The 11,981-nt window shown below is 63.5% G+C and carries 8 protein-coding genes; 7 read left to right on the forward strand and 1 reads right to left on the reverse strand.

What is annotated here, in order from left to right:
- Window positions 1–41 precede the first annotated feature (41 nt).
- The gene (carB, locus tag G3446_RS20120; RefSeq protein WP_164454696.1) at window positions 42–3,251 is read left to right on the forward strand and encodes a carbamoyl-phosphate synthase large subunit; all 3,210 of its coding nucleotides are present in this window, start codon (window positions 42–44) and stop codon (window positions 3,249–3,251) included.
- Between the two features lie 117 nt (window positions 3,252–3,368).
- Window positions 3,369–3,845, forward strand: a complete 477-nt coding sequence (greA, locus tag G3446_RS20125) for a transcription elongation factor GreA (RefSeq protein WP_164454697.1) — start codon at window positions 3,369–3,371, stop codon at window positions 3,843–3,845.
- A 185-nt stretch (window positions 3,846–4,030) separates the two neighbouring features.
- Here greA and G3446_RS20130 read toward each other — a convergent pair whose 3' ends face one another.
- Window positions 4,031–4,885, reverse strand: coding sequence for an SDR family oxidoreductase (locus G3446_RS20130; protein WP_164454698.1), 855 nt, complete (start codon window positions 4,883–4,885; stop codon window positions 4,031–4,033).
- A gap of 140 nt (window positions 4,886–5,025) precedes the next feature.
- Between G3446_RS20130 and G3446_RS20135 the strand changes: the two genes are divergently transcribed.
- From G3446_RS20135 to G3446_RS20155, 5 genes are all read left to right on the forward strand, one after another.
- Window positions 5,026–5,337 (forward strand): FmdB family zinc ribbon protein, encoded by a 312-nt coding sequence (locus G3446_RS20135; protein WP_164454699.1) that lies wholly within the window; start codon window positions 5,026–5,028, stop codon window positions 5,335–5,337.
- 1,027 nt (window positions 5,338–6,364) lie between these two features.
- A complete protein-coding gene (locus tag G3446_RS20140) occupies window positions 6,365–7,132 on the forward strand; it encodes a metallophosphoesterase family protein (protein ID WP_164454700.1) in 768 nt (255 codons plus the stop codon).
- 251 nt (window positions 7,133–7,383) lie between these two features.
- Window positions 7,384–8,841 (forward strand): O-antigen ligase family protein, encoded by a 1,458-nt coding sequence (locus G3446_RS20145; protein WP_164454701.1) that lies wholly within the window; start codon window positions 7,384–7,386, stop codon window positions 8,839–8,841.
- A gap of 16 nt (window positions 8,842–8,857) precedes the next feature.
- A complete protein-coding gene (gene fcl, locus G3446_RS20150; protein ID WP_209262528.1) occupies window positions 8,858–9,841 on the forward strand; it encodes a GDP-L-fucose synthase in 984 nt (327 codons plus the stop codon).
- A gap of 346 nt (window positions 9,842–10,187) precedes the next feature.
- Window positions 10,188–11,606, forward strand: a complete 1,419-nt coding sequence (locus G3446_RS20155) for an MBL fold metallo-hydrolase RNA specificity domain-containing protein (RefSeq protein WP_245232620.1) — start codon at window positions 10,188–10,190, stop codon at window positions 11,604–11,606.
- Window positions 11,607–11,981: the final 375 nt, after the last annotated feature.

An 11,981-nucleotide genomic window follows, 5' to 3' on the forward strand; every position in this document is an offset into this window, starting at 1 on the left:
CAATCTGAGCGGCACCTCCCTGAACACCAACGTGATACTCAATGCCCAAGCGTACTGACATCCAAAGCATTCTCATCATTGGCTCCGGACCTATCGTTATCGGTCAGGCGTGCGAGTTCGACTATTCAGGGGCCCAGGCCTGCAAGGCGCTGCGCGAGGAGGGCTACCGGGTCATTCTGGTGAACTCCAACCCGGCGACCATCATGACCGATCCGGAGATGGCCGATGCGACCTACATCGAGCCCGTCACCTGGCGCGCGGTCGCGGCCATCATCGAGAAGGAGCGTCCGCAGGCCCTGCTGCCGACCATGGGTGGCCAGACCGCGCTCAACTGCGCGCTGGACCTGGTTCGCGAGGGGGTGCTCGAGGAATTCGGCGTCGAGCTGATCGGGGCCTCGCGCGAGGCCATCGACAAGGCCGAGGACCGCGATCTGTTCCGCCAGGCGATGCGCAAGATCGGGCTCGACATGCCGCGCTCGGCCATCGCCCACAGCCTCGAGGAGGCGATCCAGGTCCAGGCCTCCATTGGCTTCCCGGCGATCATCCGTCCCTCCTTCACCATGGGCGGCAGCGGCGGCGGCATCGCCTACAACCAAGAGGAGTTCGAGGAGATCTGCCGTCGCGGGCTGGATCTGTCCCCAACGAATGAGCTGCTCATCGAGGAGTCCGTCCTCGGCTGGAAGGAGTATGAGATGGAGGTGGTCCGCGACCATGCGGACAACTGCATCATCATCTGCTCGATCGAGAACTTCGATCCCATGGGCGTGCATACGGGCGATTCCATCACGGTTGCGCCCGCTCAGACGCTGACGGATAAGGAATATCAGATCATGCGGAACGCCGCCCTGGCGGTGCTGCGCGAGATCGGCGTCGACACCGGCGGGTCGAACGTCCAGTTCGCCATCGATCCCGAGAACGGGCGGATGATCATCATCGAGATGAATCCGCGCGTCTCACGCTCCTCGGCCCTGGCCTCCAAGGCCACCGGCTTCCCCATCGCCAAGGTCGCGGCAAAGCTGGCCGTCGGCTATACGCTCGACGAGCTGCGCAACGAGATCACGGGCGGCGCCACGCCGGCCTCGTTCGAGCCGACCATCGACTATGTGGTCACCAAGATCCCGCGCTTCGCCTTCGAGAAGTTCCCTCAGGCCGACGCCCGGCTGACCACGCAGATGAAGTCGGTCGGTGAGGTCATGGCCATCGGGCGCACCTTTCAGGAGTCGCTGCAGAAGGCCCTGCGTGGTCTGGAGATCGACCGCTACGGTCTGGATGAGGTGGTGGATCTCAGCGACCCCGAGGCCGCCGAGAAGATCCAGCTCGAGGTCCGCCAGACGGGCGCGGAGCGGATCTTCTACGTCGCGGATGCCTTCCGCGTCGGCATGAGCCTGGAGGAGATCCATCAGCTGAGCCGCATCGACCCCTGGTTCTTGGCGCAGATCGAGGATCTGGTACGCTGCGAGACGCAGACGCTGGAAGGCGGGCGTGAAGCCCTGACCAAGGACGCGCTCATCCAGCTCAAGCGCAAGGGCTTCTCGGATCGGCGCATCGGCCGCCTGGTCGGCATGAAGGAGTCCGAGCTGCGCGCCTTGCGCCATGAGCTGGGCCTGCACCCGGTCTTCAAGCGCGTCGACACCTGTGCCGCCGAGTTTGCCTCCAGCACGGCCTACATGTACTCCACCTATGAGGAGGAGTGCGAGGCCGAGCCGTCGGATCGCAAGAAGATCATGGTTCTCGGTGGCGGGCCGAATCGGATCGGGCAGGGGATCGAGTTCGACTATTGCTGTGTCCACGCCGCCTTTGCGATGCGCGCTGACGGCTTCGAGACCATCATGGTCAACTGCAACCCAGAGACCGTCTCGACCGACTACGACACCTCGGACCGGCTCTATTTCGAGCCGCTGACGCTGGAAGACGTCCTCGAGATCGTCGAGAAGGAAAAGCCCTTCGGCGTCATCGTGCAGTATGGCGGGCAGACGCCGCTCAAGCTGGCGCGCGACCTCGATGCGGCTGGCGTGCCCATCATCGGCACCACCCCCGACAGCATCGACCTTGCCGAGGACCGCGAGCGCTTCCAGCAGCTGGTGAATCGGCTCGGACTGCGCCAGCCCCCGAATGCGACGGCGCGCAGCGAGGAAGATGCCGTCGCACAGGCCGCGAGCATCGGCTACCCGCTGGTGGTGCGTCCCTCCTATGTCCTTGGCGGTCGGGCGATGGAGATCGTCTACAACGAGGCCGAGCTGCAGCGTTACATGCGCGAGGCGGTTCGCGTCTCGAATGAGTCCCCGGTGCTCCTGGACCGCTTCCTCGACGATGCCATCGAGGTCGATGTGGACGCCGTGTGCGACGGCAGCGACGTCTTCATCGGCGGCATCATGGAGCACATCGAGCAGGCCGGAGTCCACTCCGGCGACTCGGCCTGCTCGCTGCCGCCCTACACGCTGCCCGCGCTGATCCAGGACCGCATGCGCGAGCAGATGGCCAAGATGGCGCTCGCGCTCAATGTGGTCGGCCTCATGAACGCCCAGTTCGCCATCAAGGACGACGAGATCTTCATTCTCGAGGTGAATCCGCGCGCCTCGCGCACCGTGCCCTTCGTCTCCAAGTCCATCGGGGCGCCTCTGGCGAAGATCGCCGCGCGCTGCATGGCCGGCAAGTCATTGGTGTCGCAGGGGTATGGCCGCGAGCTCAAGCCTAAGCATTACTTCGTGAAGGAGGCGGTCTTTCCCTTCATCAAGTTCCCTGGCGTGGATACCCTGCTGGGACCTGAGATGAAATCGACCGGCGAGGTCATGGGGGTCGGTGAGACCTTTGGCGAGGCCTACGCGAAGGCGCAGGAGGGCGCCGGCAGCATGCTGCCGCACAAGGGCGGCAAGGCCATGCTGAGCGTCAGGCCCAGCGATAAGGCACGCCTCATTCGCGTCGCCCGGGATCTGGCCGAGTTCGGCTTCAAGCTCTACGCCACCCATGGCACCGCGGCTGCGGTGCGCGAGGCGGGTCTCGAATGCGTCGGCGTGAACAAGGTGGCCGAGGGGCGGCCGCACATCGTCGATATGATCAAGAACAACGAGATCGGCTTCATCGTCAACACCACGGAAGGGGCCAAGGCAATTGCGGATTCCGCCGCCATCCGTCGTGCTGCCTTACAGCATAAGGTGACCTACACCACAACGATCTCGGGTGCCGAGGCGACCTGTCTGGCGCTGAAACAACTGGACATCGTCAGCGTGAATCGGTTACAAGATCTGAATTGAAGTAAGGTAAACGGGCGCATTATTGCGCCCGCATTCGTTTCTGCCGGGCCCGCAACGGGCCCGCATGGCCGGCTGGCAGATCCTTGCCAGCGGCTTCGGCAACTGAGGAAATCACCCATGAGCAAGGTACCTCTGACAGCCAGGGGCGCTGAGAAATTGCGTGAAGAGCTCGACAAGCTCAAGAAGGTCGAGCGGCCGCGCGTCATCGAGGCGATCGCCGAGGCGCGCGCTCACGGCGACCTCAAGGAGAACGCGGAATATCATGCGGCGCGCGAGCAGCAAGGCTTCATCGAAGGCCGCATCAAGGACATCGAGGGCAAGCTCTCGAATGCCCAGATCATTGATGTGACCAAGCTCGACGCGAACGGCCGCGTCGTCTTCGGCGCGACGGTGCGCGTGCTCGAGCTCGAGAAGGACGAGGAGCTGTGCTATCAGATCGTCGGCGAGGACGAGGCCGATCTCAAGCAGGGCATGATCTCGGTCGGCTCGCCCATCGCCCGCTCGCTCATCGGCAAGGCCGAGGGCGACGTCGCGGCCGTTCAGGCGCCAGGTGGCCTGCGCGAGCTCGAGATCCTGGAAGTCCAGTACGTCTGAGGCGATTTTCGCTGATCTTCGTGCCAATCGCCCGCAAGCGGGCTCCTGCGCGTCCTTCTTCGTAGGAGCCCGCTTGCGGGCGATGCCTCGGCCGAATCAAGTCGGATCGGCTCGGCCGCCCGACCGGTGGGAGCGGCGCCCCGCCGCGATCGGGGCTCCTTGCCCCAGATAGCGCCGCCGAGCCTCTAGCCAGCGCCGCCGCGCGAGATGCGGATCAACAGCCTGTCCAGCGCCCGCGTCGACAGCAGCCGCTTGACGTAGCCGATGAAATACGTGGGAAAGGTCACATAATAGCGCGGGCGAGGATTCGGTCTCTCCAAGGCGTGCACGAGCTTCTTGAAGACGGCATCCGGGGGCAATGTGAAGGGCTGCGCCGCGCCTTGCTTGGTCAGCCTGGCTTCGGCGAGATGGTAGGCTTCGCGGTGAGGACTGCCCTCGGCGTCGACGTTCGCGCGGAAGGCGTCATGCGCGTTCTTGCGGAAGGCGCTGGTGATCGGCCCAGGCTCGATCAGCGAGACGTGGATTCCCGTCCCGCGCAGCTCGAGCCTAAGGGTGTCCGTCAGGCCCTCTAGGGCATACTTGCTCGCGACATAGGCCCCGCGAAAGGGGAGCGGCATGAACCCGAGGATGGAGCTATTTTGCACGATGCGTCCGTGCCCCTGACGGCGCATCACCGGGACGATCAGGCATGTCAGCTCATGCCAGCCGAGCAGATTGGTCTCGAGCTGCGCGCGCAGCGTCGCTCGGCTAAGATCCTCGACCGCCCCGGGCTGCCCATAGGCGCCATTGTTGAAGAGTGCATCCAGCCGTCCGCCGGTCAGCCGCAGCGTCTGCTCGACGGCGGCATGAATGCTCCCGGAGTCGGCCAGGTCCAGTTGAACGGCCTCGAGCCCTTCCTGGGCGATGCGATCCACATCTTCTTGCTTGCGGGCCGATGCGATGACGTGCCACCCGCGCTCGGCGAGGGCCCGAGCACAGTGGTAGCCAATGCCGCTCGAGCATCCGGTAATGAGAATACTCGGCGCAGTCTGCGCGCTCATGGGGTCGGGTGATGGGCCGTCGTTGTCATGGCCCTCATTAACGCGAATCTTGCGGGCTGCTGCAACCCGACATGTCTTTCGATGGGGCTCCTATGCCTTGGAGCCCATTGCTCAACTGATGTGATTCCGAGGAATCTAAGATGCCAATCTACGAATATCGCTGTGAAGAATGCGGCCACGAGCTGGAAAAGATGCAGAAGATCAGCGACGCGCCGCTGACCGACTGCCCGGCCTGCGGCAAGCCCTCGCTGAAGAAGCTGATCTCTGCCGCCGGGTTCCGCCTCAAAGGCGGCGGCTGGTACGAGACCGACTTCAAGCAGGGCAATAAGAAGAACCTGCACGACAGCGGCGATAAGGCTTCGAGTAAGCCGGGAGGCTCCGCGGCAAAGGAAACCAAGACGGGCGGCGACAAGCCGGCGTCGTCCAAGTCGGCAGAAAAGGCTGCCGCCTGACCGCGCAGCGACGTCTGGCCGCCGAGCAGACTGTCGAGCCTGTTCGGTGTCCCGGAACAGACGCTAGCTTCGTGCCGCGGAGCGGCCGTTCCTACCCGTACTCCGGGGGCGGCGCCTCTCGGGCTCCTGCGCACAAACGCGACCTCCCTCCTGGTCGGGCAGAACAACTTCCAGGTGTATTGGCTTACTCTCTGGGAGGCCGATGGCTGGGCCTTGATCGTCAGTTGGACCTGTAGGGTGGACGAGCGAGAGAGACTGTGAAGAAATTCTGCGTAGGTTGGGCTGAGGTACGAAGCCCAACATGGCGGCTAGCCTAACGCTTTGATTGTTGGGCCTCCTGCGTCGGCCCAACCTACACCAATCTGCGATCTTCGCGGTGCGCTTGGATGACTCTCACAGTCTCGCGAGCGAAGTCCGCCGAATCCCGCGCCGGCGTTGGTGGACTGCGCTGCGCCTGTCCACCCGGGGCGCCGGGACAATCCATGATCGACGCCGGTGAGATCGACGTCAGCGCGGCGGCGAGCCGGGATAGCTGTCCCTTGAGGGCGATTCTCGGTCCGTGGCTCCGTGCTCTGGCTGTCGGTTGGCAGGTGATCAAGCCCCTTTCAGGAGCGGTGATGTTCAGGCGCCCGAATGCGCAAGGCGCCGCATCGCCGCAGCGTTTCATCAAGGACGAGTCAGGCCGGGTCGATTGGCAAGGGGGTAGGGTAGGGATCTGGAGTTTGGACAACCTAGGCGAATTCCCAGAATCCTCCTCCTGCCAGTCGCTTGCGGACGATCCGGACGCGTAGGCGGGAAAAATGACCGCCGGAGAGCATCCTGCCCTCATCCCGTCACGCATTTCCTGAGTGTGAAAGGCTGGTAGAGAGATTTCGAGAAACCGCCCTAAGCCCCACTCAGCCCTGTTGCCCAATAGGCGCAAGTGTCCATCTCCGGTAGCATTGAGGCATTTGGCGCAGGATCGTGCGGGCTGCTCTGCTGGGTCGGTTGTTGCGCCAAGTCTTCTGAATCGAGATTCTCTGACTCCATGCTAGGTGTTTTCAGTCGCCGGCGCGGGGCATCTCCGCCCCCATCCTCTCCTCCTGAGGCCCCCGCGGGACAGCGGGTTTACGCCATAGGCGATATCCATGGACGGCTCGACTTGCTGCGCGTCCTGCTGGAGAGGATCCAGCAAGATGCCGAATGTCACCCGGACGCCGAGCGAACGCTCGTCTACCTGGGCGACTACATCGATCGCGGGCCGGACAGCCGCCAGGTCGTCGAGCACTTGGTGACGGCGCAGCCGTCAGGGATGCGCTCTGTTTTTCTGATGGGCAACCATGAGGAGTCGCTGCTCGGCTTCATCGAAGATCCGGAGGCCTATGCGGGCTGGCTGTCCTACGGAGGGCTGGCGACGCTGGTGTCCTACGGGATCGATCCAGGGCCGCACATGGCCGCGCTGCCACTGCCGGATCTTGCAGAAGAGCTCCTAGCCCGCATCCCTGAGCAGCACCTTAATTTCTTGAGACGGCTCCAGGAGGCCTATGTGCTGGGCGACTACCTCTTTGTCCACGCAGGAATCAGGCCGGGTGTTCCGGTCGAGCTGCAATCGCGCCAAGACCTGCTGTGGATCCGAGGCGACTTCCTGCGCAGCACGGCACCACATCCCAAGGTCATCGTGCATGGCCACAACATTAGCGAAGAGCCCGAGATTAAGGCCAACCGCATCGGTATCGACACGGGTGCCTATGCCAGCGGCTGTCTGACCTGCGTGGTTCTGCAGGGCCGCTCGCGGTCCTTCATCGACACGCGCTGAAGCCGTGCGCGCCGCCTTGGCGGGGCGTGGTTCTGGCCGGCGCGGCGAGCTGAGCCGGCTCGCATCAGCGTCGCCCGTTGATAGCCGCATCGACCATCTCGTCGGCTCCAATGGACAAGGGCACTTCGGAATTCCAGAATACGTCCGCCAAAGTCCCAACCTCCTCGGGGATCGCCGAGTAGCACCGAATCGAACGCTAAGGAATGCTTGAGGCAGCCGTCTTGACCCCTGCACATGTATCCTCGAGGCCGATGCGCGGCTTCCCTTTCTGGATTCTCGTCTTCGTCTTGGTCTTCAGCCCACTGCCCTTCGCGAGTGTCGGGGCCATCTGGCCGCAGCTCTATGGCGTCCTGCTCGGTTTTGGCCTTGTCGCGCACGTGGCTCAGCGCTGGCGCGCCAATCGTGGGATTCCCCCGCTACCCAAGCTCCCGTTGGCCGCTGGGCTGCTCGTCTTCGTCGTCGTGCTCTGGGGCTACGCGCAATCGGTGCCCGGCCTCTTGCCGAGCCTGCATCACCCGTTTTGGTCGCAAGCGGCCGCGCTCTTGGAGCTTCCGGATATGCAGGGGTATCTGTCCCTGGATCCGCAGCAGTCCTTTCAGGTGGCCACCCGCTATCTGGTCTATCTGAGCTTCGCGCTGCTGGTCCTGTGGTACGCGCGTTGCCAGCGCAACGCAGAGCTGCTGCTCAAGATCTTCGTGGCCGCGCAAGGCGCCTATGCGGTCTATGGCTTGGCGATCTACTTCTCTAGTCTCGAGACGATCCTCTGGTTCGACAAGACCGCTTATCGTGGCGTGCTGACCAGCACCTTCGTCAACCGCAACAGCTATGCGACCTATGCGGGCCTCGGCGTTCTGACGGCCCTCGCCCTGACGCTGCGCTTCTTGCGGCGCACGCTGAGCCGAGACACCAGTCATCGCACCAAGCTGCGCGAGCTGATCGAAGTCCTCACGACGACGGGGTGGCTGCTGCCCGTCATTCTCGTTGCCTGCTTCGTCGCCATCTTGCTGACCGAGTCGCGGATGGGCTTGATCGCGTGCATGATCGCCAGCGCCGTGCTAGTCGGTGGGTGGGTCAGTCGGCTGCCCGCCGGTCAGGCGCGCACCTTCGGATCGTTACTCTTGGTCGTTCTCTTGAGTTTCCTGGCGTTCAACCTGCTTCTGAGTGGCGGCATGACCGCCGACCGGCTTGCCCGTTTCTTCGAGCAGGGAGATGGTCGTTTCGACGTCTATCCGCTGGTCTGGCAAGCGATCTCGGAACGGCCTTGGACAGGTTATGGCTTGGGTGCCTTCGAGAGCGCATTCCGTGCCTTTCGTGACGCATCCGTGGGGGCCTTCTTCACGCGTGCCCACAGCGACTATCTCGAGCTCATCATGGACGTCGGCTGGCCGGCGGCGCTCGCCATGTTCTCTGCCTTCATCCTGCTCTTGGCTGCTGCCTGGCGCGCGAGTCGCATGCGCGGCGAGCTCGAGCTCGCCTTGCTCTCCGTCGCGGCGACCGTTCAGATCGGCGTGCACTCGGTGGTCGATTTCAGTATGCAAATGCCCGCCGTCGTGCTCGCTTACCTAGCTGTCGCACTCGCTGGTTTGGGCTACCCGAAGGGGGCTAGCGCATCAAGGTCCGCGCCAGCGATGTCTCTCGCTTCGAACGGGGGATTGCTCAAGCAACTGGCCGACTCCCCAGGCAGAACAATGCAACTGCAGCGCAGCTAGCCCGCAAGGAGCATCAATGGCGGACAAGGCATCGATCAGAGCCCAGCGCGTCTTCGTTTCGGGGCATCGCGGGATGGTTGGCACAGCCCTCCTGCGCCGACTAACCGCACTGGGCTACGAGCATCTCATCACTGCGAGTCATCGCAAGCTCGATCTGCTCGACCAGTGTGCCGTGAGCGCCTTCTTCGCCGCGACCCGGATCGACCAGGTCTACCTGGCGGCCGCCAAGGTCGGCGGCATTCACGCCAATGACACCTATCCGGCGGACTTCATCTACGACAACCTGATGATCGAGGCCAACGTCATCCAGGCCGCTCATCGCGCCGGCACGCAGAAGCTCCTGTTCCTCGGCTCCTCGTGTATCTATCCCAAGCATGCCCCGCAGCCCATGGAGGAATCCGCGCTCCTGAGCGGTCCGCTCGAGCCCACCAATGAGCCCTACGCGGTGGCCAAGATTGCCGGGATCAAGCTCTGCGAGAGCTTCAATCGCCAATATGGCCGCGATTACCGCAGCGTCATGCCGACCAATCTCTATGGCCCCCATGACAACTTTCATGCTGAGAACAGCCACGTGATTCCAGCGCTTTTGCGCCGCTTCCACGAAGCCAAGCAGAATGCGGAGACGGAGGTCATCGTCTGGGGCACCGGCACCCCGAGACGCGAGTTTCTCCACGTCGACGATATGGCCGCCGCCTGTGTCCACGTCATGGAGCTGAGCCCTGAGGTCTATCGGGCGCATACGCAGCCGATGCTTTCGCACATCAACGTCGGCGCCGGCGTCGATTGCACCATCCGGGAGCTTGCCGAGACCATCGCTCGGGTGACCGGGTTCCAAGGCAGGGTCACGTTCAACGCCAGCATGCCTGACGGCACCCCGAGAAAGCTGCTCGATGTCTCACGCCTCAAGGCGCTCGGGTGGGAAGCGAGGATTGACCTGGAGGAGGGGCTCCGGCAGAGCTACGCGTGGTTTCTGGACCACCAGGAGCAGCTCAGGGCCTAGGCTGGGGATCGCAGCTCTGTCGCCCATCAACCCCGTGGGAGCGCCGCCCCGGCGCGGCGGCCGCCTGGGTGCGGCATCGAGGGAAAACCGACCGCTTCCGCGGGAATGAAAGTTCACCCGGGCGCCCCCAGGGGAGAGCACATCGATGACGTCCACTCGATATCATGGACGGCGCCGCTGAGACGTCTTCGCAAAGAAGGCACCTGGTGCCGAAGCATCGCCCGCGAGCGGGCTCCTACCAAGGCAACGCCCCGTAGGAGCCCGCTTGCGGGCGACCCGACCGTTTCGAGCCGGCATGCTCAGAACCGGTAAGCAACTGCTGGGAAGGATTTCAAGGAACGACGACATGGATCAGCCACGCGGTCTCCTTCAAGACATGATTATTCACCACGGTGCCATCGACGGCGTTACCGGATCCTGCCACGAGCTGTGCCTCGGCGATGGTCGATCTATCCTGATCGACTGCGGCTTGTTTCAGGGCGCAGAGACGTCGTCGTCCGGAGCCGGCGCCGAGCGTCTCAGGTTCACCCAATCGGTCGATCACATCCAGGCACTGGTCGTCACGCATGTGCACATCGACCATGTGGGACGCATTCCCTACCTGCTGGCGGCGGGCTTCGACGGCCCCATCCTCTGCAGCCAGGCGTCTGCCGAGCTTCTGCCCATGGTCATCGAGGACGCATTGAGGATTGGCTTTACCAGGGACGATCGGCTTATCGCCAAGACGCTCGACTATCTGCGCAGGCTCGTGATTCCCTTGGCCTACGGTCGTTGGCATGCCGTCGTCCAAGGCGAGACCAAGCTGTCGGTGAAGCTGAAGCCAGCGGGTCATATCCTCGGCTCAGCCTACGTCGAATGTGACTTGAAGACACCGTCAGAGCGCTATCGCATCGTCTTCTCCGGCGACCTGGGCGCGCCCTACACGCCATTGCTGCCGGCGCCGAAATCGCCCTACCGTGCCGATCTCCTGGTGCTCGAGAGCACCTATGGCAATCGCCTCCACGAAGATCGCCGCAACCGCCAGGCACGGCTGCGTGCCATCGTCGAGCATGCATTCAGCAATGGCGGTACGCTCTTGATTCCGGCCTTCAGCATCGGCCGCACGCAAGAGCTGCTCTATGAGCTTGAAGCCATGGTTCACCGGCATGGCCGGCGGCGCTTGTCCGCTGGCCGTCAATGGCAAGACCTGGAGATCATTCTCGACTCACCGCTGGCCGCCGACTTCACCGCCGGCTATGCCAGGCTCCGCGCCTTCTGGGACAAAGAGGCCAGGCGCCGCCTGCGTAGCGGCCGCCACCCGCTCGACTTCGAGCAGGTGCTGACCATCGACGACCACGAAACGCATCTGCGCACCCTGGATTACCTCGCCCGTAGCCGCAGACCCGCCATCGTGATCGCCGCAAGCGGGATGTGCGCAGGTGGGCGCATCGTCAACTATCTGAAAGCCATGCTCGGCGATCCGCGTCACGACATCCTCTTCGTCGGCTACCAGGCCGCGGGCACGCCTGGACGGATGATCCAGCGCTATGGCCCGCGCGGTGGCTATGTCGACCTCGACGGCCAGCGCTACGACATCCGCTGCGGTGTGCACACATTGAGCGGCTACTCCGCCCACGCGGATCAGAATGACCTCGTCAAGTTCGTTCGTCGCATGCGCATCAAGCCCAAGTCCATACGGCTCGTGCATGGCGACGCAGAGGCAAAGCGTGACCTCAAGACCGTTCTGGAGAGTCGAATCAGCGGACTTGAGATCAGCATTCCCTAGACTCCTTGAAGGGCCAAAACCGTTACAGATGAGTCAAGTTGGTGCAGCGCAGTACTCCTCGTGGTCGAGGAGCGGGCGGACGTGGGCGTTGCGCAGGCGGAAATCGTGGGCGTAGTCGCTGGTGTCGGCCAACAGATTCTCGCCCAGCAGCCAGATGGCTTGGGTGGGTTTGAGCGCGCTCTAATCCTGGCCGCTGTGCAATTGGGAGCCGTAGAGGTCGGCCCAGGTGTAAGGGAGAAGCTCTTCGTGTCGGATCGACGGTAAGAGGCCGGGGGGACCCCGCGGGGGAAAAACCCCCCGGGCACCCCCCCCGGGAGAAAAAATAGTGGCGACAAAGGTGGGTTATAACCGGGTTTTGCCAAAACTAAAGGGGGC

Origin of the sequence: Thiorhodococcus minor (assembly GCF_010820565.1) — a bacterium.
GTDB classification, from domain to species: Bacteria; Pseudomonadota; Gammaproteobacteria; order Chromatiales; family Chromatiaceae; genus Thiorhodococcus; species Thiorhodococcus minor.